23 protein-coding genes and 2 tRNA genes are annotated in these 19847 nt (G+C 38.8%); 16 read left to right on the plus strand and 9 right to left on the minus strand.

Translation table 11 applies throughout. The features are described from left to right. Positions 1-77: 77 nt before the first annotated feature. The 6 genes from cobA to F1737_RS03870 are packed head-to-tail and all read right to left on the minus strand — an operon-like array spanning position 78 to position 5794. Positions 78-803 (minus strand): uroporphyrinogen-III C-methyltransferase, encoded by a 726-nt coding sequence (gene cobA / locus F1737_RS03845; RefSeq protein ID WP_317137458.1) that lies wholly within the window; start codon positions 801-803, stop codon positions 78-80. A 37-nt stretch (positions 804-840) separates the two neighbouring features. Beyond that, positions 841-1719, minus strand: a complete 879-nt coding sequence (gene hemC, locus F1737_RS03850; protein WP_317137459.1) for a hydroxymethylbilane synthase — start codon at positions 1717-1719, stop codon at positions 841-843. Then, complete coding sequence (gene hemL / locus F1737_RS03855) at positions 1710-2951, minus strand: glutamate-1-semialdehyde 2,1-aminomutase (protein ID WP_317137460.1); 1242 nt, start codon at positions 2949-2951, stop codon at positions 1710-1712. Before hemL ends, hemC begins: the two co-directional genes overlap by 10 nt. Further along, positions 2938-3921, minus strand: a complete 984-nt coding sequence (gene hemB / locus F1737_RS03860) for a porphobilinogen synthase (protein ID WP_317137461.1) — start codon at positions 3919-3921, stop codon at positions 2938-2940. Before hemB ends, hemL begins: the two co-directional genes overlap by 14 nt. Continuing rightward, complete coding sequence (gene hemA / locus F1737_RS03865) at positions 3891-5174, minus strand: glutamyl-tRNA reductase (protein ID WP_317137462.1); 1284 nt, start codon at positions 5172-5174, stop codon at positions 3891-3893. The genes hemB and hemA overlap by 31 nt, the downstream gene beginning before the upstream one ends. Further along, positions 5171-5794, minus strand: coding sequence for a precorrin-2 dehydrogenase/sirohydrochlorin ferrochelatase family protein (locus F1737_RS03870; protein ID WP_317137463.1), 624 nt, complete (start codon positions 5792-5794; stop codon positions 5171-5173). Before F1737_RS03870 ends, hemA begins: the two co-directional genes overlap by 4 nt. A 207-nt stretch (positions 5795-6001) precedes the next feature. On the opposite strand from F1737_RS03870, the gene F1737_RS03875 reads away from it, so the two are divergent. From F1737_RS03875 to F1737_RS03935, 13 genes are all read left to right on the plus strand, one after another. Next, positions 6002-6073 (plus strand) — tRNA-Gly (locus tag F1737_RS03875). Between the two features lie 302 nt (positions 6074-6375). Next, positions 6376-7194, plus strand: coding sequence for an esterase/lipase family protein (locus tag F1737_RS03880; protein WP_317137464.1), 819 nt, complete (start codon positions 6376-6378; stop codon positions 7192-7194). A gap of 219 nt (positions 7195-7413) precedes the next feature. Further along, positions 7414-7659, plus strand: coding sequence for a DUF2769 domain-containing protein (locus F1737_RS03885; protein ID WP_317137465.1), 246 nt, complete (start codon positions 7414-7416; stop codon positions 7657-7659). 25 nt (positions 7660-7684) lie between these two features. Next, complete coding sequence (locus F1737_RS03890; RefSeq protein WP_317137466.1) at positions 7685-9172, plus strand: glutamate synthase-related protein; 1488 nt, start codon at positions 7685-7687, stop codon at positions 9170-9172. 133 nt (positions 9173-9305) lie between these two features. Continuing rightward, positions 9306-9695: a DUF6508 domain-containing protein gene (locus F1737_RS03895; RefSeq protein ID WP_317137467.1), complete on the plus strand. Its 390-nt coding sequence runs from the start codon at positions 9306-9308 to the stop codon at positions 9693-9695. A 226-nt stretch (positions 9696-9921) separates the two neighbouring features. After that, on the plus strand, positions 9922-10266 hold the full coding sequence (locus F1737_RS03900; RefSeq protein ID WP_317137468.1) for a hypothetical protein: 345 nt from the start codon (positions 9922-9924) through the stop codon (positions 10264-10266). A 75-nt stretch (positions 10267-10341) separates the two neighbouring features. Continuing rightward, a complete protein-coding gene (locus F1737_RS03905; RefSeq protein ID WP_317137469.1) occupies positions 10342-10695 on the plus strand; it encodes a hypothetical protein in 354 nt (117 codons plus the stop codon). Between the two features lie 112 nt (positions 10696-10807). Continuing rightward, a complete protein-coding gene (locus F1737_RS03910) occupies positions 10808-11539 on the plus strand; it encodes an MntP/YtaF family protein (RefSeq protein WP_317137470.1) in 732 nt (243 codons plus the stop codon). Then, positions 11540-12553, plus strand: a complete 1014-nt coding sequence (locus F1737_RS03915; protein WP_317137471.1) for a hypothetical protein — start codon at positions 11540-11542, stop codon at positions 12551-12553. Positions 12554-12555: 2 nt separating this feature from the next. Then, positions 12556-13143 (plus strand): hypothetical protein, encoded by a 588-nt coding sequence (locus F1737_RS03920; protein WP_317137472.1) that lies wholly within the window; start codon positions 12556-12558, stop codon positions 13141-13143. A gap of 14 nt (positions 13144-13157) precedes the next feature. Continuing rightward, positions 13158-13493 (plus strand): hypothetical protein, encoded by a 336-nt coding sequence (locus tag F1737_RS03925; protein ID WP_317137473.1) that lies wholly within the window; start codon positions 13158-13160, stop codon positions 13491-13493. A 39-nt stretch (positions 13494-13532) separates the two neighbouring features. Continuing rightward, positions 13533-14069, plus strand: coding sequence for a hypothetical protein (locus F1737_RS03930; RefSeq protein ID WP_317137474.1), 537 nt, complete (start codon positions 13533-13535; stop codon positions 14067-14069). Beyond that, on the plus strand, positions 14070-15287 hold the full coding sequence (locus F1737_RS03935) for an SPFH domain-containing protein (RefSeq protein ID WP_317137475.1): 1218 nt from the start codon (positions 14070-14072) through the stop codon (positions 15285-15287). Positions 15288-15343: 56 nt separating this feature from the next. Here the strand turns inward: F1737_RS03935 and F1737_RS03940 are convergent, their stop codons facing one another. Beyond that, positions 15344-15526 carry a hypothetical protein gene (locus F1737_RS03940; RefSeq protein ID WP_317137476.1) on the minus strand — a complete coding sequence of 61 codons (183 nt, stop codon included), beginning with the start codon at positions 15524-15526 and terminating at the stop codon, positions 15344-15346. Between the two features lie 139 nt (positions 15527-15665). Between F1737_RS03940 and F1737_RS03945 the strand changes: the two genes are divergently transcribed. Next, positions 15666-16247, plus strand: coding sequence for a hypothetical protein (locus F1737_RS03945; RefSeq protein WP_317137477.1), 582 nt, complete (start codon positions 15666-15668; stop codon positions 16245-16247). Between the two features lie 97 nt (positions 16248-16344). Here the strand turns inward: F1737_RS03945 and hisH are convergent, their stop codons facing one another. Further along, a complete protein-coding gene (gene hisH, locus F1737_RS03950) occupies positions 16345-16947 on the minus strand; it encodes an imidazole glycerol phosphate synthase subunit HisH (protein WP_317137478.1) in 603 nt (200 codons plus the stop codon). Further along, positions 16925-18331 carry a phosphoadenosine phosphosulfate reductase domain-containing protein gene (locus tag F1737_RS03955; protein WP_317137479.1) on the minus strand — a complete coding sequence of 469 codons (1407 nt, stop codon included), beginning with the start codon at positions 18329-18331 and terminating at the stop codon, positions 16925-16927. The genes hisH and F1737_RS03955 overlap by 23 nt, the downstream gene beginning before the upstream one ends. A 153-nt stretch (positions 18332-18484) precedes the next feature. On the opposite strand from F1737_RS03955, the gene hypD reads away from it, so the two are divergent. After that, positions 18485-19513, plus strand: coding sequence for a hydrogenase formation protein HypD (hypD, locus tag F1737_RS03960; RefSeq protein WP_317137480.1), 1029 nt, complete (start codon positions 18485-18487; stop codon positions 19511-19513). A gap of 142 nt (positions 19514-19655) precedes the next feature. Continuing rightward, positions 19656-19727: transfer RNA gene (locus tag F1737_RS03965), tRNA-Arg, on the plus strand. Positions 19728-19847: the final 120 nt, after the last annotated feature.

The raw sequence follows: 19847 nt of genomic DNA on the forward strand, positions 1-19847 counted from the left end.
TTAAAATGAATTGACAAGCAGAGAGAAATTATTTTTATCAATATTTTTCCGAAAAAATATAATTTTTAGATAGATGTTCATTCACGGTAAAGGGATACCACTTCACCGATTACAATAATTGCCGGAGGTTTAACTCCCACTTGTTTTGCCTTGTCAGAAATATCTGATAATATTCCTGTCGTAACCCTTTGATCAGGTCTCATACCCCTTTCAATAATTGCAACAGGCTTTTTATCATCCATGCCATTATCAATCAGTGCTTTTGTAATATTCGGGAGGTTTTTTACACCCATCAGGATTACTATTGTGCCTGGTGAATCTGCAAGCCATTTCCAGTTGACTGCGGACTCTTCTTTTGTTGGATCTTCGTGGCCTGTTAAAAAAGTAACCTGGGATGCAAACTTTCTGTGTGTTACAGGAATACCGACACACTCGGGTACGGCAATTGCACTAGTGACACCCGGAACCATTTCTACTTCTATTCCGTGTTCATGAAGTGTTTCCATTTCTTCTCCTCCCCTTCCGAAGAGGAATGGATCTCCTCCTTTTAAACGTACGACAGTTTTGCCATCCTTGGCATATTTCACCATCAAAAGTTCAATTTCATCCTGTTCTTTTGTATGCTTCCCGCCAAATTTTCCAACATCCACTTTTTCAACATCGGGAAGAGATGATAAAACATCATCACCCGGAAGCTGATCATACAAAATTACATCAGCCATTTCGATAACTTCCCTTGCACGATATGTCATAAGTCCAAGACCGCCCGGTCCTGAACCAACCAGATATACTTTACCAGTCATTTTTTCACCAATTTTATTCAAAAATAATTTTTATTTATTAGATACCGAGATTCTGACGGGCTTCTTCTATTAAATCAGAAGCCATGCCGCGAAGTTTCTGGCCGATAAGGTGACCTTCCTCAATTGATTCGCCATTATCCTCAATTCTCTCCCAACGCTTACCGTCAAGAGAAAGAACTTCCGCAATCAAAAATCCGTCTTTGCAGTATACGCCCTGGGGTGTGAAACATCCGCCGCCTATCTCCTCCATTACCGCACGTTCAACCTCCGTATCGATTCTTGTCTGAGGGTGATCAAGAACTGAAAGCTGTTTTACAAGTTCAGGGTCATCACGGCAGACTACTGCAATTGTACCCTGATTCGGGGATGGAACATACCACTGACACAAAAGACGTGTTCCCGGAAGATCCATTGAAAGACGCTGCATTCCTGCCTCTGCAAGAACTATTGCATCATATTCTCCTTCTCTTAATTTACGAAGGCGTGTGTCAACATTTCCACGGAGTTCTTTAATTTCTGCATTCAGATTTCCTCTCTTCAGCTGTGCAGTCCTTCTTGTGCTTGAAGTTCCAATAATTTTGATTTCTTCCAGGGGGCATTCATGTACCAGAAAATCAGCAGGAGAATCCCGCTCAAGTACTGCGCATGTAGTGACTCCTGTTGGCCTTTGTGCCGGGATATCTTTCATGCTATGAACTGCAAAATCAACTTCTCCTGTTATAATGGCATCATCAAGAGCTCTTACAAATATGCCCTGTCCCCCTACTTTGTGAAGAGGGACATCTGTTTTGTCATCTCCTACAGTTTTTATAATGACAATTTCTGTATCGATTCCTTTTTCTGCAAGGATCTTACATACACGTTCTGTCTGTGCCATTGCAAGGCGTGAGCCTCTGGTTCCCAATTTTAAAGGCATTTGTTATAGGCTCCACTTATATACTCAATGTCTTCTTCTGTGTGTGCAGCGGATACAAAATTTGTCTCAAACTGAGATGGCGGTAGAAAGACTCCTGACTGCAACATTTTTTTCCAGAAATCTGCATACTTTTCAGTGTTACTCTCTTTGGCCTGAACATAATTCTTAGGCGGTTTTTCCCTGAAGAACAGCTTAAAGATGGAACCGAGACGTACAAAAGAATCCCTGTATTTTTCTGGTAGTGATTCATGAATTATCTTAGTATATCCGTCAAGCCTTTCGTAAAGCCGGCTGTTATCGTGAATGTAGTTAAGCATCGCAATACCTGATGCGAGAGTGAGTGGATTCCCGCTGAAAGTTCCTGCCTGATATACCGGTCCTGCAGGTGCAACCATCTCCATTATCTCACGTCTTCCACCAAAGACCCCGATTGGAAGTCCTCCTCCAACGATCTTTCCCAGGGTTGTAATGTCCGGTTTAATATCGTATTTTACCTGTGCTCCACCAATTCCAAGACGGTATCCGCAGATTACTTCATCACAGATGAGTAAAACATCATTTTCCTCTGTTATTTTTCTGACTTCCTTTAGATAGCCATCTTCCGGAAGAATCGGGCCTATGTTTCCCATTACAGGTTCAATTATGAATGCAGCAACATTATTGTTTTTTGCCAACAGGTTTTCGAGTGACTCTATGTCATTGTATGGAACCTGTGCTGTATGAGATACGATTTCTGGTATTACTCCTGCTGAATCAGGAACGCCCATTGTTGTTGCACCTGATCCTGCCTGAATTAACACCCCGTCATGTGCACCATGAAAACCGCCTTCAACCTTGATTATATCTTTTTTGCCGGAATACCCTCTTGCAAGGCGTATCGCTGCCATTGTTGCCTCAGAACCGCTCGAAACAAAACGGCACATGTCCATGGAAGGATGGTCGCCTGTTACTATCTTTGCAAGTTTTATTTCAGCTTCTGCAGGAGTTCCGAAAAGCCATCCGTTATCAAGCTGATCTTTTATTGCCGATTTAACAAAAGGATGTGCATGACCAAGTAAAAGAGGGCCGTAGCCCATACAGCAGTCTATCAGGGAATCTCCATCTTCTGTGTATATTTTAGACCCTTCTGCCCTTTTTGTATAGAACGGGTATGGCTTTATGGCACGTACCGGACTGCTGACACCTCCGGGTATCAGTGTTTTTGCTGTTTCAAATAATTCACTGCTCTTCATCAATCCACCTCGCTGCATCTTCAGCAAAATAAGTTATAATTAAATCCGCTCCCGCACGTTTTATTGAGACAAGGCTTTCCATTGCAACTTTTCTCTCATCCAGCCATCCGTTCTGTGATGCGGCTTTAATCATAGAATATTCGCCGCTGACCTGATATGCCGCAACCGGAAGGCCCAGGGATGACACCGACATTATTACATCGTGGTAAAAGCCGGCAGGTTTGACCATCAATATGTCGGCTCCCTCACAGAGATCCATTTCAGATTCAAGATAGGCTTCTCTAGCGTTTTCTGCTCTCATCTGGTATGTGGAACGATCTCCAAATGACATCCCGGAATCTGCAGCATCCCTGAAAGGACCGTAAAGTGCACTTGCAAATTTGGTTGAATATGACATAATAGGTAATTCCTCAAATCCCTCACAGTCAAGTGCTTCTCTGATTGTTACTACCATGCCGTCAAGCATGCATGAGGGTGCAACCATATCTGCACCTGCTCTTGCATGTGATACCGCAATTCTTGCCATTACTTCAAGAGAAGTATCATTTAAAAGATCCATTCCGTCTGACGACTCTCCGATTATACCGCAGTGTCCGTGATCTGTGTATTCGCAGGCACAAACATCTGTTATTACAACCATATCCGGAACTTTTGCTTTAATCGTCCGGACAGCTTTTTGAATAACGCCGTCTTCAATCCACCCTGATGTACCGCAGTAATCTTTTTCATTTGGAATTCCAAAAAGGATCATAGCCCTGATGCCTGCTGATTTAATTCTTTGTGCAACAAATGCGGCATCTGAAAGGGGATAGCGGTACTGACCCGGCATTGATGATATCGGCTTTTTTTCCGATATTGTTTCATCGAAAAATACCGGTGCAATCAGATCATTTTTTGAAATGACTGTTTCTTTGAAAAGAGGTTGCAGGTTTCTCTTTCTCAGTCTTCTAAGTCTTCTTTGGGGGAACATGGTCTTTTACCTCTGGTTATTGCTAATACAATTTTTTCTGCTGTATTCATATCTCCAATCTCTGCACAGCTGCGGATAGCAAAGGTGGCATCTGTCAGGAGTTTTTTTACCAATACTCTTGAAAAATCATCTACAATTTCATTTGTTTTTATTTCAGAACCCGAAAGCCGTGATAGTGCACGATCACGTTCACGGATACGTATTGCTTCTGCCCATGTATGGAGATCGGCCAAAGCTTCGTTTGCGGAAGCACGATTGATTAATGAAACAAATTTTTTCTCTTCTTCGAGTAAAAATTTTTCAGCAAGTTCCGCTTCGTGTCTTCTGCTGATTAAATTCTTTTCACTGACATTTTTGAGGTCATCGATTGTAAAAACCCTGACGCCTTCGATCGTTCTGACACTGTCTTCAATGTCTCTGGGCTGGGCTATATCAATTAATATCAGTGGTTTTGGTTTTTTGTCAAGAGGCCATACACGGTTTTTGATCGTTTCGGCAATGGGTTTGGCATGTATTATTGGGTGAGGTGCCGCAGTACATGATATGACAACATCTGATAGGGATATGTAACGGTAGAGTTCGTCGAGCATGACTGCTTTGCCGCCAATTTCCTCTGCAAGTGTTTTGGCTGTTTCAAAGGTTCTGTTTGTTACATATATTGCTGTGAGCTTTTTTGCGGCAAGAGCCTGTGCAACAAGTTTTCCAATTTCCCCTCCTCCAACTACAAGGATATGACTTCCATCAAGTGATCCTAACAGCTCTTCTGCTAGTTCCACTGCTGCAGAGCCAATCGAAACGGCCCCATTATTAATGTTTGTCCGTTTTCTGACCTCAATTCCTGCATGAACCGCCTTGTTTATGCATAAGTCGAGAACCGGACTGCATACTCCGGAAGCCTGAGACAGGGAAAGCGCTTTTTTTAGCTGCCCTAAAATTTGATCTTCCCCTACTATCATTGAATCAATTCCTGCTGAAAGGTGGAGAAGATGATTGAGACAGGCACAGCCTTCAAGTGTCCAAAAGTTTTTTTTCCCTTTTTCTTCTAAAAAATGTTGCAGGGTTTCGGAATCACCCTGAACATAAATCTCAACCCTGTTGCATGTCTGGAGAAGGACAACGCCTTTGAAGTGTTCTCTTGCTTCCTGCAAAAATGCCTCTTCATCCGCAAATCTGAATTCTTCAAGACCTGTTACATCAGTTTCACGATGGGTAAGACCCGCACATGATACAGGAGTCAGTAATTCGTATTTCATTGAAGATATTTCCCTTTAATATATTTGATTGCAAAGTCTTTGTTTATTTCGAGTTCAGACCAGACTTTATCATCATAAATTATTTTTCTTAGTATTTCATTTCGTTTTTTCTGTTCAGGTATTGTAGTTTTAAGATATTCTCTTACTTCGTTTTGAAGTTCTATCATTCTGTCGATATTCGGGCATTTTTCTTCAATTAACAAACGGATATATCTTGACATCCCCGGGCTTTTTCCTCCTGTTGAGATTGCGATTATATAGTTTTCTCCTGAGATTTTTGAAGGGATTATGATGTCTCCGGGTTCTCCGTCTGCATTGTTGAAATGGATTCCAAGTTCCTTTGCAAAAACTCCTATTCTGTTGTTAAGAGTTCTGTCGGATGTTGATGCGACAATGAGGACAGAATCACCGATGACCTTTTTGATATCATCTTCAGAGGCGGTGTTCAGATCCATTTCAATGCATAAGACTCCCATGCGCTGAATTTCTTCAAGGTGCCGCCTGCTTACTACAACTACCTCTGCTTCGGGGTAAAAGTATGCGGCTTTTCTGAAACCTACATCCCCTCCGCCAAAGATGACTATGCGTTTACCTTTCATTTCATGGATGAGAGGAATCATAAAAATATGATTTGTATGCTCTAAATTTAAAACTATGTCCCAATATCCTGTTTTATTGGAATAACAAATTTGCTGAAATAAAAAACGACTAATATAGTGAGATATATTTTATTAAAGGGCGTCACGGACGATTTCGATACATTTATAAGTTCGGGTGGTGTATATTGTAGAGCACCACGCGTGAGAGAAACACACGCGATAAGATGTGCGCCGATAGTGTAGTGGTTATCACTAGGCGTTGCCAACGCCTAAACTCGAGTTCGAATCTCGGTCGGCGCATTAAGCAGTCTGAAAGCAGAAATTGCTTTCAATTTTTTTTATTTTCATTTACTGTAATTTTTTAATGTGGTTCTAGACGAATATTGGGTATATCCGTTTTGCATTAAAAATTTGTGTCGTCCCTTTTTTGAGATTCTGATGAATTTTCGTTAAAATCAATAAGCTTTGAATATTTTCTGTTTGAATTCAGATTTCATACTAATCACATTTTTTTATTACCAAATATTTCATCAGGTTTCGGGCCTTAATGGTTGTAACAATAATTGGGTGGTGCCTGAAGTTGTGGGGGATGTTTTGATAATATGAATGAGAATTTTCAGATTTGTCCGGTTGTTCTGGTTCATGGGTGGAGGAGTCATCCCGGTATATGGGAAAAGCTTGAGGAAAAGCTTTTGGAGAAATCAATTCCCTGTTGGAACTTTAGCCATGTGGCAATGGCTGATAAACATCCTGAAATGATTGCTTTTTCCTTAATGAAATATATCTGTGATATGAGGGAGATGCATCACTATGATGGTTACATAGATATTGTATCACACTCGATGGGCGCGGGTATTGCAAGGTATATGCTTGAAGTAATCGACGGTGAAGATAAGTCGGAAAAAATTCGTCAGATGATTGGAATCGGTCCTCCGAATAATGGTTCTTCCATGGCTGAACTGTTTTGCAGCGGGGAACGTGGCAGGAGAATAATGAAGAGGCTTGAAGGGGTATTTGTTCCAAAAAATTTTGACCCTCTCAATGACCCTATTGTCCAGGAATTCCGTCCAGGAAGTAAAACTGTTTGCAGGCTCAAATCGGGAAATCTTAGGGATGATATAATATACCGGGTAATTTTAACCTCGAATGTATCCGGGAATCCTAAATTATTGCCTGATTTTAATGGGAAAACCTGGGAATTATATGGTTTGGGCAAATGGCGGATGACTTATTTTGGTGACGGGATTGTTCCACATTCAGATTCTTATCTGGAAGGTGCAGAAACTGAAATTCTTCCTTTTGATTCTGAAAGACTGGATATGAATCCCTTTGATTATTCTCATATGATGCTTCCCAAAAATCCTGAGGTAATTGATCAAATAATAAAATACGTTACTGTCCCTGAATATTCGTCAAAATAATATTTTTAATGGATTTAGTTATCGGTTATGAGATATTTATCAGATTTTATTTGATAATTCAGACTTTTCGTGAATTAAATCCGGAAATATAATCTGCACTATTTCCGTGTCCGGAAATAATTAATAATTTCACTTTTTTTTTAAATGAATTAATTTTCATCTATTTGTACAAAAAATTTTAAATTATATTATTGTGTCCTATAGGACTGGTGATTGATTATGGAAGTTGGTCCTGGGGAAATGGAAGAAAGAGAAAAAATAGTTCTTTCGATGTGTACATGTAAATCCTGTCCGAGTTTTGAAGATTGCGGTGAAAATGGGGGATTTTGTTTTCCGACTATAGGTAAAAGTTCCTGCATAAAAACAGAAAATGGTTGTATTTGTGGCGGTTGTCCGGTATATGAGAAGATGGGGCTTAAAAATATCTATTTCTGCATCAGGGGATCAGAAAAAGAGCAGTCCTGAATTTAAAATTTTTTGGTGGTTTTAAGTGTCACATTATCGGTGTAACGTATGCAGGGTTTTTGAATATGATTCAGAAAGAGGAGACTCTGTAACAAATATTAAACCCGGGACTCTCCCTTTGGATTTTCCCGATGATTGGAGGTGTCCGATATGTCATTCAAAAAAAACACATCTTGAAAAACTCGAAGAAACTAAACATTTTAAGAGATCTGTTCATACAATTACATGTCCTGTTTGTGGTGCAAAAACTGAAATTACAATTGCAAATCCTGAATTGTCTGATGTGGGGGGTTATCTTGGTGACTGGCGGCGTGGTTCTGATGAAATAGAAAATTCTATGGAAATCATTCATAAAATATCTGCTAATGGTGAATCAGTTATTGAACCAATGCGATCCCGTAAATCTAACATTTTGTGGGATGATATTTTAATTTTGGGTGCACAGCTCAAAAAGATTCCTTTAAACCATAATGCCTTCGTATCAACGAAAACCATAATCGGCCCTAAGGCTTTAAAACCTCTGATTATTGAAACTCCTATAATAATTACTCACATGTCTTTTGGTGCTCTTTCTAAGGAAATGAAACTGGCACTTGCAAAAGGCAGCAGTGGTGCAAAGACTGCGATAGGTTCTGGTGAAGGTGGTATTCTAAAAGAAGAATTTGAAAATTCATATAAATATATATTTGAATATGTACCCAATGGCTATAGTGTAACAGATGATAATCTGAAAAAAGTTGATGCTGTTGAAATAAAAATTGGTCAGTCTGCAAAACCCGGCATGGGGGGGGAAATTCCTGCCGAGAAGGTAACTGCTGAGATTGCTAATATAAGGGGATTTCCTCAGGGAACTGATATAATAAGTCCTGCAAATTATGAGGACATAAAAACAGGGGATGATCTGAAAAGAAAGGTTGACTGGCTAAGGGAAAAATCCGGCGGGAAGCCTATTGGCATAAAACTCGCAGCTGGAAACATTGAAGGTGATCTGGAGGTTGCTGTATATGCCTGCCCTGATTTCATAACGGTTGATGGAAGGCCGGGTGCAACCGGTGCTGCAAAAAAAATTATAAAAGATGCAACGTCTGTTCCTACAATATATGCATTATACCGTGCCCGGAAATATCTTGATTTTGTTGGGGCAGCGGATATATCGCTGATTATTACCGGAGGGTTGAGGATATCCTCTGATTTTGCAAAAGCAATAGCGATTGGTGCCGATGCTGTGGCAATAGGGACTTCTGCACTTATGTCTGCAGCATGTCAGCAATACAGGCTTTGTGATACGGGAAAATGTCCGGTAGGAGTTACAACACAGAGTGCAGAGCTCAGAAAAAGGCTTAAGGTTGATATTTCAGCGAAAAAAGTAGAGAATTTTTTACAGGTTTCAACAGAGGAGCTGAAAGAATTTTCCCGTCTTACTGGTAATAATGATGTTCATGAAATGTCAGTATTGGATCTTTGTACGACAAGCTCGGAAATTTCAGAAAATACCAATATTCCACACGTATAAGTGATTGTAGATTCCGATAAAAATTATATAATTATTCTCATTTCAGCCCTGGTGGTCGGATAATTATGAGTTTTTTTACACTGAGGTGTGGAAAACCATTTTTTGTTTATGAAACATAATTTATGTACTATAAATGAATTGTATAAATGAAGTCCCGACTCCTGAAAATTTTGATGCTATTATAAAATATCTGCCTGTTCTGGAGGATATGTCAATATATGATAATAACAGGGATGAAATAGAAAAAAATGGCAGTTGCGATGAAATACTGGATCTTGTAAAATGCCTTTATTATAATAACTGGCTAATCAACTCGCGATGGCAGGAATGGACGTCTGAAGCTGAATTATATTTTGGCAAACCTGAATTATTGAATGATGCCGGCATTGAATCTTTAAGAAGAATTTTGACAGTCCATGTAAGGATTGATCGTTTATTCCCTGGTGAAATTGCAGACCTGATTAAGAGGGGTTATCTACTTTGCATAATTAGAAGAATATCCAGTTTGAAAGATTCAAATTAAAATAAAAATTAATATAATATTTTTAAAGCCCATGTAATGAATAAAATCTTATTTTGGTATGTAATTAAAAATCTGAACCTGTTAAATTTTCTTCACCTTGTTACAATTTAATCCGTTAATTATACTTTATTTTGAACCATACCTTCAATATATGCCTTTAATTTATGCATTGCATATTCGAGTTGCATTTAGAAATTATTATAGGCAAAAAAAAGCGAAATCTTTTATGAAAAAAATTGCATTAGCTATTGGTGCTTTTATGATGATTGCTGCAACTCTTTTCGTTGCAGGCTGCATGGGTCCTGATCCTATTGTTGGTCAGTGGAAAGAATACTCAATTCCTCTTGTATCGATTGAATCAAATTTTTATGAGGATGGAACATTCATGCTCTCTGTAAATGGTGTCGGAACAGAGGGTAAGTGGATAAATAAGGAAAAAAACCTTTATGATCTTGACTTTGGGGTTGGCAATCCAATCACCGGCAGAGTCAGTGATGATGGCAAAAAATTGACTTTCGAGTATGAAATTCTTAGTAAAAATATTGGACTTTCACTTGAAAAAATGCCGTGATTATATTATTTAAATCACATATTTTCTCTAACTATTTTACGATAAATTTATATCTTAAAAAATTGCGCTATATATATGAAAGTATGGATCATATCTGTTCTTATTCTTATATTCTCATTAAGTGTGTTGATTTCCGGATGTACTGCTCAAAATGAGGTTGTTTATGATCAAACAGTCACTATACCTGATGGTCAGGATATCGAATATGATCTCCTGCAGGGAACTTACAAGATAACGATCACATCTGACACTGATATTGATATACTCTTTGATACTGCATCAAATTATGATGAAAAAGGTACAAAGAGCTTTAGCAAAGATGTTGTCCTGAATGGCGATACTAAAATGACTGTAAAAAACTGGGCATTAATTGGTCTTGGTTCTGAAGCTATTGTTCAGGTTCTGGTTGTAAAGAATCCTACTAATTAAATTCAAAAATTTTATATCTTTGTGCTTAAAGTCAACTTCAAAAAGTTTATTTACTAATTAAAAATAAATTTATTTGATGTCAAATTTTGCATGCCCAAAGTGTGGTGCGCCAGTGAATGTCGATACAGGCATTCATTTTTTAAAGTGCAAATACTGTGATACTACGGTTTTTGTTGACAGAAGTGGCATTATGTTTTACTATGCCCTTCCTTTTTTCATTGACGATGAAAAGGCAAAAGGTGTATTCCGCAGATGGACTGCAAATGCTCAGGTTGACAAGGAACTTGAAACAAAAGGTAAAATTTTAAGCATAGATAAGCAGTATTTCCCTGTTTATCAGTTTAAGAGGGATGAAAACGGAAAAGAGAAGATATATGTAAAGCCTGCCAAAGGGACAGTTCTTCCCGGAATGAATAAACTGATTATTCCCGGTGGCGACATAAAAATCTTTGATTCATCGTTTAATCCCGGAAATGCAAAAGTTCTTGATGTTGATTTTGGCATGGATGCTTACCTTCCGGAAATTTCCGGTGAAGGAAAAGAGCAGGCACTTGTTTACTTTCCTATCTATGAGGTTTCGTATGAATTCAATGGTGAAACTTACAAGGCTGTCATCGATGGATCTTCAGGTAAAGTCTACGCTTCAAATTATCCTACGCGGTCATCAGTTCCATATGGACTTGTAGCATTTGGAGGATTCGGTCTTGCTTTTGTTGGAGGATTTCTTGGAATTACAGTGTCTGTAATATTCTATGTTCTTGTTGCATTTGCTTTCTTCTTAGGCTATTATTTTGGAAACAAGGTTACCAAAAAGGTTACATCTGAAAAATCAGGGGTGATTTAATTGAGTGAACGAATTGTTTTCGGGATGAATTGTCCTTCCTGTGGAGGAAGGGTTGAGGTTGAAGAAGGGGAACAGCTTGTGCTTTGCCCTTTCTGCCATAGTGCTCATTCGCTTGAAAGTAAGGATGGAATATCCAAGTTCATGTACAAAATTGTTATTGACAAAGACGAGGCTCTAAAAACAGTCAAATACTGGTTTACAAACAATTTTAAAGCACGTGATCTGCCTGAAAAAGGAGAAATCACAGAAGTGTATTCTGTTTATCTCCCGTTCTGGCGTCTTTTTGGAAGAGGTAAAGCCATTGTCTGCGGTTATTCCGAGGACAAGGATGATGAGGGACATAAAAGTAAAACCAATTACAACAATATCTGGGATAGTGATTATGTCTATACGCAGATTGCATGTGATGCGGGGGACATAGGTGTTTCATATCTGAGAAATCTTAAGGGAGAGATTATTCCCTATGAAGAGGAGGAGATTCCTACTTTTGAGGCTACAGAGTCAAAGACAGATGCAGAAGAGGCAGGAAAGATTAAAATTCAGGATCTAACATATCAAAATGGAAAGGGTAACATTGAAAAAGTAACTTTTTCAAAGGTTTTTGTTGATACAAAGGCATTTGAGTTGATTTTTTATCCTTTATGGGTCGTAAGGTACGACTATTTTGAAAAAGATTATTTTGCAGTGATCGATGGAGTCACGGGAGATGTTTTATCCGGAAGAGCACCCGGAGATCCTTATTATCAGAGTCTTTCAATCGGTGCAGGTGGTTCTATTGGCGGTTTAATAACAGGCATAGGTCTTGGATATTCGCTATTGGAAGGAAGTGGTCTTTTTGTAGCAACGTCAATTGTTGGCCTTTCTGTTTTATATCTCTGCTATAATCAGTTCAGATATAAATCTGAGATTATATCCGGTGATCTTCAGCAGCCATCCTTTAATCTGTTTAAAAAAGCTGCAAATGCATCTCCTTACGGACAACAGAATAATGTTGAAATTGTATTGAGGAAATAATTATGGTGTCCTTAAAGACTCTTAAATGCACAAACTGTGGAAATCCTCTGACTTCAAAAGAAAAGGATAAAATCTTTGTTTGCAGTAAATGTCAGAATATCATGGAATTTCTGGATGGGGACGTCAAAAAGGTTGAAAGTACCATTGCACGTTTTAATAAGTCCGGAAACTCAGAGAAGGTTTACATGCCGTTCTGGGTGGTAAATACTGACATAAAGGTAAACTCAGAGAAGATTGTCGGCGGAAGGGTGATGAGATTTTTGAAAAGTGAGAAAAAAATGTCTGGGAACCAGGATCTTTATGTATGTGCCGCAGACATATCTCCTGATATTGTAAAGGGATGGAATGTTGAATTCACACTTCGGCCTCCTGCAATAGAGGAGGAGGACAATTTTCAGGGAATCCCCCGTGTGCCTGCATTTATCGACAATCATGGTGCAAAACAGCATTCCGAGTTTATGTTTCTGAGACATGAAGCTGAAATATCGGGTACACTGCAGAAGATAGACTACGATTTTAACATAAATTCTTATAGAATTGTTTATGTACCGTTTTATAAAAATAAAAATAAATATCAGGTAGGAATTTAAAGAGGTTTATTATTATGAATGAAGATGACAAGCGTTTTCAAATGGGCTGGGGTGCAGTTGCCCTCATGTTCGGTGTATCGTTATTAGTCGGATGGTTTTCCAACTGGGATATGAATTATACTGTTGCTGTATTCTTCCTTGGTCTTGCAATGATCCTTGGGGTAATGGCATTTGGTATAGGTGAGAAAAACATTTATCTTATGGGTTTTTCCGGATTATTGGGATTTATTGGGGTTGTTTCAATACTGACACGTCCGGCAGGGCCTGATGTTCCTATTGCCCCCCTGTTTGGAGGGATTGTTGTAGGAGCAGCTCTTGCATTTATGGTGTATACCTATTCCAGAAAATAATCTGGTTTCTTTTTTAATTTTTTAGGAGGACTTAATCATATGGCTGATATGAGAGATCGCGTTAAAAAGGACCGTGGTCTGATAAAAAATATTGAACTTGCAATTCCTGGTTTTCGTGGTTACAGAAAACGGGAGGATTTACGCATTGCTGACAGCATGCTCCGCCTTCAACTTGCAGACAAACTAAAAGAAGAAGTAAAACTTCCTTTGGAGGGTGCAAAGGAGGCAGTTGCAAAGGCGCTCAATCTTGATATGATGAATGATATTAGCGATCTTGTTTCAAAGGTTGATACTCTTGAAGCAAAAATCAGGCATGCAGAACAGGGTTATTCCGGAATATCCCCAAATTACAGAATAGGAGAGGACCAGCTTAATGTTCTATATGAATATGACTGGAGTATGATCAATATTGTTCACGATTTGGCAGATGATTCTCAGAATATTCTTTCAAGTGCTGAGTTTGAGGATTTTTCAGGTATGAAATCCGAATGTATTAAAGTGAAGAAAAAAGTTCTTGAATTTGGAAAAACCTTCAGGGACAGACACAATACAATGGCAGACCTGGGAGCTTTTTAGATGGGATTTTTTAAGAAAAGACCGGATTATCATGGCGGTGATGACATTGCTGGTGCTGATTCAAGAAAAGGATTTTACTGGGTCGAAGAGAACAAAGGAGATAACCTGATCTGGAGACTTCCTAGAAATGTCCGGTGGAATGACAATGTAATGGTCAGGGAAGATGAATATGGTATTTTTTTCCGTGACGGAAAAGCAATGCAGGTATTTGATCGTCCTGACAGGTATGCACTTACATCTCAGAACATCACAGGTCTTCAGACCCTTAGCAAATCCGTTGTTGGTGTTGCACAGATTGGTGAGTTTTACTGGGCTCAGAAGCGTGAATTCCGTTCAAATTTTGGAACATCAGAGCCACTGAGTTTTCGTGATACTGATTTTGGTGTTGTAAGACTTCGTGTGTTTGGTCAGTATGCCTACAAAGTTGAAGACCCGATGCTTTTAATCACACAATTTGTGGGAACAAAAGGTATCACAAAGTCTGATGAGATAATTGACTGGCTTAAAGACCAGATTGTAATGATCTTAAATGACACTCTTGGGGAGCTTAAATCAAAGCAGAGCATGGGTGTTCTGGATATGCCCGCATATCTTCAGGAGATTGAACAGATCTGCATCACAAAGCTTACTGGTGAAACTGAAAGATATGGCCTTAAAGTAACCAAATTTTCAGGTCTTAACATAAATCTGCCGGAAGAGGTTCAGCAGGCAGTTGACAAGAGAGGCGCAATGTCAGCACTTGGTGTCAATTATATGCAGTATCAGACTGGAAAAGCAATTGAAAATATTGGAGAAGGTGCTGCACAGGGTCCTGGAGAAGGTGCCGGTTTTGCAACAATGGGTGCAGGAATGGGCGCCGGTTTCTCAATGGCAAATGTAATGGGTCAGTCTATGGGTGGCGGTATGGGAGGCGTGCCATCTGCATTTGGAGCACAAAATAATCAGCAGCCACAGCAGCCGGTTCAATCTCAGGGCACTCCTTGTATAAAATGCGGACACCAGCTTACCCCCGGAGCAAAGTTTTGCCCTAATTGTGGTGCATCACAGGCTCCTGCAACAGTGAAATGTCCAAAATGCAACGGTGATGTTTTAGAAGGTGCTAAATTCTGTTCTAATTGTGGAAACCCGATGGTTGCAAATAAATGCAGCAATTGTGGTGAAGATTTAGATCCCGGAACCAAATTCTGCTCAGGCTGTGGAAATCCGGTTGAAAAATAATAAATTACATTTTAATTTTTTTAAGAAAAATAAAATAAAAATTTAAGGCCTTTTAATTAGTCATCATCAGAGTCTGAATCTCCGTAATCATCAGACTCTGTTATTTCATGATAGCTTTCTTCTACTGAATCATCATAATCATTCAAAATTTCAGGATTTTCATTTTCATAGCGGTTTTCATTATAATTTCTTGAACTACCCTGTCCAACAGAAATTTTAATACTCTTGAGAATATCCATAAGTCCCATAATATATTGGTTATATATGAATAATATTTAATATTTGTGAAAAATATTTGTCAAATGTTTTTATTACTTTGAAAGATTAACCAATATCTAAGAATATTTATGAATACTGATTTTACCGGAGTTATATGAAATGAATGATGATGATTCTAAAACAGTAAAGTGGACTCGGAAAATTCCACTGACGACAAACACATATGTCCTGAAACAGCTTTTTATTGTGCTTATCATTGCAATGGTTCCTTTGTTTTTGCTTTTGGTAATTCTGGATCCTGATATGTTATTTGAAATAATTCAGATTGTAGGACTTGTATTTGGAATAATGGTTGTTTTAGCAGTCATTTCTTTGATTTTGTTGCAGGTTACAACCCGTGGGGGAATTGAAGCAACTTTTACTCTGAATGGAAAAAGTATGCTATATGAGGCAGGGAAAAATTCAAAGTCTCTCAACAGGTTTACAGCAGCGGGTGCTATCCTTGCCGGTTCTCCTTCTGCACTTGGAGGGAGTCTGATCAATATTTCAAGAGAAACGGAGTCTATGAAATGGAGAGAGGTACATAAGGTTACTGCTTATGATTCCCAAAAGACAATTGTGGCGGGCCGTAAAAATATGATTAGTCCGATGGGACTTTTCTGTACTGATGAAAATTATGAAGAAGTGATTAATTTCGTAGAAACTCATATTCCATCAAATGTAATTCTAATTAGGAAATAATTTTTATATTAAAATTATTTTCCTGCTTTTAATCCCGGATTTTAAAGGGAAAGTAATTAAAAAACAGATATTTTTATCAGATTATTCTATTTTGAATCTAAAGCATGCCAATGAAATTTTCAAGAATTTTTAGGCCGGTCTCCCCACTTTTTTCCGGATGAAACTGTGTACCGTATGCATTTTTGTTCCGGACAGATGAGGAAAAGCTACAGATGTAATCTGTTGATGTCAGGGTGTATTCAGGAAATGTGTCTGCATAGAATGAATGAACGAAATATACATAGCTCCCGTCTTTAATACCTTCAAATAGAGGATCATCTTGTGTAATTGTAATATTGTTCCACCCCATATGTGGAATCTTATATCCTTCTTTTACGGGAAACTGCCTGACTTTACCGGGAACAAGTCCCAGACCTTCATGAATGCCGTATTCCTCACTCACTTCAAGAAGCATCTGCATCCCAAGGCATATTCCCAATACGGGAGAGGATTGGACATAATCAAAGAGAGCTGATTTCATCTCTTTTAATTTATCCATACCTTCGGAAAAGGCACCAACTCCCGGAAGTACAACACCGTCTGCCGATTGCATTAATTCAATATCGGATGTAATAAAAGAACTTGCACCTGCTTTTTCAAGTCCTTTTTTGACACTCCTTAAATTTCCCAGACCATAATCAAGTATAGCTACTTGTGTCATCTTCTCCGCCCCTTTTTCTCCATTCTGCGTTTGTCCACCAGTCTTCCGGCAGGTTGTTTTTATCCATCCATGTATGCAGTTTTTCTTCCCACATTTCCCATAGTTTTGGGTACTGCTCTTTTATGATTTCAAATGTTGCAAGATCACTTGAAGGACACATGAAACATCCTATTCTGTCTATTCTCTGTTCATAAAGAATATTATATGGTGCTTTCTCTCTGAAAAGATATAAAAATACATGAAGTGCTGTCCAGTGTTGAATTGGTGCAGCTGAAAGCTGAACCTGAACCTTATAATTCCTCCACACTCTTGGGCTTTTCATTCTCGCGAGTGATTCGTATTTTCTCTGACCGATAAATGAAAGGCATTCTCCCCATTTTTCTTCGATTATTCTTTTGACCGGCATTAGTTTACATACGCTGCAGCACCATCTGACATCAACTGCCGGAGGACCCTGAATTTCAAGATTGTCCCAGAATTCCTGTCCTGCACCGGTATGAATAATTTCAAGATCATATTCGCGTACAACATCCTCAACATTTTTATAGGTTTCAGGAAATTCAAGTTCAGTGTCTGAAAAAAGAATTGGGGTTTTTCCAATTGCTTTTAATACAACTAAAAGAGTCGCAAGACTGTCTTTTCCACCTGAATATGAAACATTGCGTGGAAGATCGGGATTTTTATCAACGACCGATCTAACAAATCTGACTGCCTCGTTTTCAACATTTTCAAGGATATTGTTGTTAGACAAAACAGCATTGTCCCAGGTGGACTCGCCCTTTATGCAGATTCCTTTTTTTGGTTTTCTTGTCCTGACAATTGAACCCCTTTCCATTTTTTCAGCATCGGCAGCATCTTCACGTGCACGGCCGACACCAATGCAGTTTCCTTCCCTGTCAAGAATGAATACCTCATCCCCTGCTCTGACATCTGACTGGATTTCAACAAGGCCTGGTGCAAGAAGACTCGAACCGTTCATTATAGATTCAATTGCACCGTCGTCTGCCACAACATATCTTTTAAGGGGTTTTGAGTATTTTGCTGCATGAATTCTTGGAAGTATTTCCCATTTTTTTTCTTCAGGGAGATATCTGTAAGCACAGACAACGGAGCCTCCCATTATAACTTCTTCCATACGGTCTTTGTCCGGTATTTTGTTTAATACCGCTACGTGACCTTCAGGTATGAGGATTGTTCCAAAATGTTCTTCATAGAGTTTATTTATGTGATCAATGTCTGCTTTGAATGCAGGCCTGATATCCCCCGGGGGAGTTATGGGAACTTCTCTTGTCTGTGCCCCGCATGAGCACTTTTTGCCAAGTACGGGTGTATGGCACTCATCGCACCAGTTTAGGACTAGTTTTCCAAGAAATGCTTTAGACATTTGTTCTGATAAATTTGAATATAATCTGATAAATAGATACGTGATTTCATAAAAATTAAAAATTGATTGATTTGTAATTCTGTCTCATTTTTTCAGGTTGTAGTGTTTAAGTATAAATATATTACATCAGATCCAAGATTTATATTGATATAAATGTCAGGTGGAAAAGAGATAAAAAAAGCACTTGAGGATATTGTAGACCGGGATTATACTTTTATGCATATCTGCGGGACGCATGAGGCGGCTATTGCAAAATCCGGCCTGCGCAGTATTCTTCCAAAAGGACTGAAAATTGTAATGGGTCCGGGCTGTCCTGTCTGTATAACTCCGCAGGGTGAAATAGATGCTGCACTGGAACTTGCAGAAAAGGATTGTATAATCGCAACATATGGTGATTTGATGCGTGTTCCGGGAACAAAGGGTTCCCTTGATTCAAGCGGTAAAGACGTTCGTGTTGTGCAGGGTATTCATAAAGCAGTTGAAATTGCGAAAGAAACGGACCGTGAGGTTGTTTTCATATCTGTTGGTTTTGAAACAACAGCGCCTACGGTTGCTGCGACCCTTCTTACAAATCCTCCTGACAACTTTAGCATCCTTTGTTCACACAGATTCGTTCCGCCTGCAATGAAATTTTTACTAGAACAGGGTGAAGCCCAGCTTGACGGATTCATGCTTCCTGGTCATGTTTGTGTAGTTACCGGTTATGAGATGTATGAACAGTTCAAAGTCCCACAGGTCGTTGCAGGTTTTGAACCTGAAGACATCCTTCTTGGTCTTTACATGCTTGTAAAGCAGTCAAAAGAAGGGAGAGGGGAGGTAGAAAATGCATATCCGCGTGCAGTATGCCGTGAAGGGAACAAAAAAGCTATGGAAATGCTTTATCAGGTTTTTGAACCCTGTGATGTGGAGTGGAGGGGTTTTCCTGTAATTCCTGATTCCGGGCTTAAATTAAAACCTGAGTTTGAAAAATATGATGCATTGAAGAAATTTGGCGTTGAAATAAAGCATGTCGAAAAGCATTCTGCATGTATCTGTGATAAGGTTTTAAGGGGTATTGCAGAGCCTGCAGACTGCAAATTATTTGGAAAAGCATGTACTCCAAGAAAACCGGTTGGCCCGTGCATGGTCAGCCATGAAGGTGCATGCAAGATCTGGGCATTGTATAACCAGAAAAAATTATGATAAAATATAATTTTTAAATATTATTTGGATACAATTACAAATAATTAATAAATAGTGCCTGACTTCAAATATTTTTTTTAAATTCGGATTTGATTGAGATTCTATATATAATGAATCAGACAAATTAGTAATGTAATATTTTGCCCCGATAGGGTAGTGGATATCCTAGAAGCCTCCGGAGCTTTTGACCCGGGTTCAAGTCCCGGTCGGGGCGTGTTTATCCTAATTACGTAATCCCTTTTTTGATTCTAATGATTTTAAGGAGATATTTGTTTACTATAAGAATATATTATTTATGATATTACGATTGTAAATTGTTGTATTTTTAACTGAC

It is taken from the genome of Methanoplanus sp. FWC-SCC4 (genome assembly GCF_032878975.1).
GTDB lineage: Archaea > Halobacteriota > Methanomicrobia > Methanomicrobiales > Methanomicrobiaceae > Methanochimaera > Methanochimaera problematica.

Bases quoted from the DNA above. Each gene is read 5' to 3' on its own strand.
- F1737_RS03930 (WP_317137474.1), top strand. From the start codon at position 13,533: ATGGCTGATATGAGAGATCGCGTTAAAAAGGACCGTGGTCTGATAAAA.
- F1737_RS03945 (WP_317137477.1), top strand. From the start codon at position 15,666: ATGAATGATGATGATTCTAAAACAGTAAAGTGGACTCGGAAAATTCCA.
- F1737_RS03925 (WP_317137473.1), top strand. From the start codon at position 13,158: ATGAATGAAGATGACAAGCGTTTTCAAATGGGCTGGGGTGCAGTTGCC.
- hypD (WP_317137480.1), top strand. From the start codon at position 18,485: ATGTCAGGTGGAAAAGAGATAAAAAAAGCACTTGAGGATATTGTAGAC.
- hisH (WP_317137478.1), bottom strand. From the start codon at position 16,947: ATGACACAAGTAGCTATACTTGATTATGGTCTGGGAAATTTAAGGAGT.
- hemC (WP_317137459.1), bottom strand. From the start codon at position 1,719: ATGCCTTTAAAATTGGGAACCAGAGGCTCACGCCTTGCAATGGCACAG.
- F1737_RS03900 (WP_317137468.1), top strand. From the start codon at position 9,922: ATGAAAAAAATTGCATTAGCTATTGGTGCTTTTATGATGATTGCTGCA.
- F1737_RS03885 (WP_317137465.1), top strand. From the start codon at position 7,414: ATGGAAGTTGGTCCTGGGGAAATGGAAGAAAGAGAAAAAATAGTTCTT.
- F1737_RS03955 (WP_317137479.1), bottom strand. From the start codon at position 18,331: ATGTCTAAAGCATTTCTTGGAAAACTAGTCCTAAACTGGTGCGATGAG.
- F1737_RS03920 (WP_317137472.1), top strand. From the start codon at position 12,556: ATGGTGTCCTTAAAGACTCTTAAATGCACAAACTGTGGAAATCCTCTG.
- hemA (WP_317137462.1), bottom strand. From the start codon at position 5,174: ATGAAATACGAATTACTGACTCCTGTATCATGTGCGGGTCTTACCCAT.
- F1737_RS03895 (WP_317137467.1), top strand. From the start codon at position 9,306: ATGAATTGTATAAATGAAGTCCCGACTCCTGAAAATTTTGATGCTATT.
- F1737_RS03940 (WP_317137476.1), bottom strand. From the start codon at position 15,526: ATGGATATTCTCAAGAGTATTAAAATTTCTGTTGGACAGGGTAGTTCA.
- F1737_RS03935 (WP_317137475.1), top strand. From the start codon at position 14,070: ATGGGATTTTTTAAGAAAAGACCGGATTATCATGGCGGTGATGACATT.
- F1737_RS03880 (WP_317137464.1), top strand. From the start codon at position 6,376: ATGAATGAGAATTTTCAGATTTGTCCGGTTGTTCTGGTTCATGGGTGG.
- cobA (WP_317137458.1), bottom strand. From the start codon at position 803: ATGACTGGTAAAGTATATCTGGTTGGTTCAGGACCGGGCGGTCTTGGA.
- hemL (WP_317137460.1), bottom strand. From the start codon at position 2,951: ATGAAGAGCAGTGAATTATTTGAAACAGCAAAAACACTGATACCCGGA.
- hemB (WP_317137461.1), bottom strand. From the start codon at position 3,921: ATGTTCCCCCAAAGAAGACTTAGAAGACTGAGAAAGAGAAACCTGCAA.
- F1737_RS03870 (WP_317137463.1), bottom strand. From the start codon at position 5,794: ATGATTCCTCTCATCCATGAAATGAAAGGTAAACGCATAGTCATCTTT.
- F1737_RS03905 (WP_317137469.1), top strand. From the start codon at position 10,342: ATGAAAGTATGGATCATATCTGTTCTTATTCTTATATTCTCATTAAGT.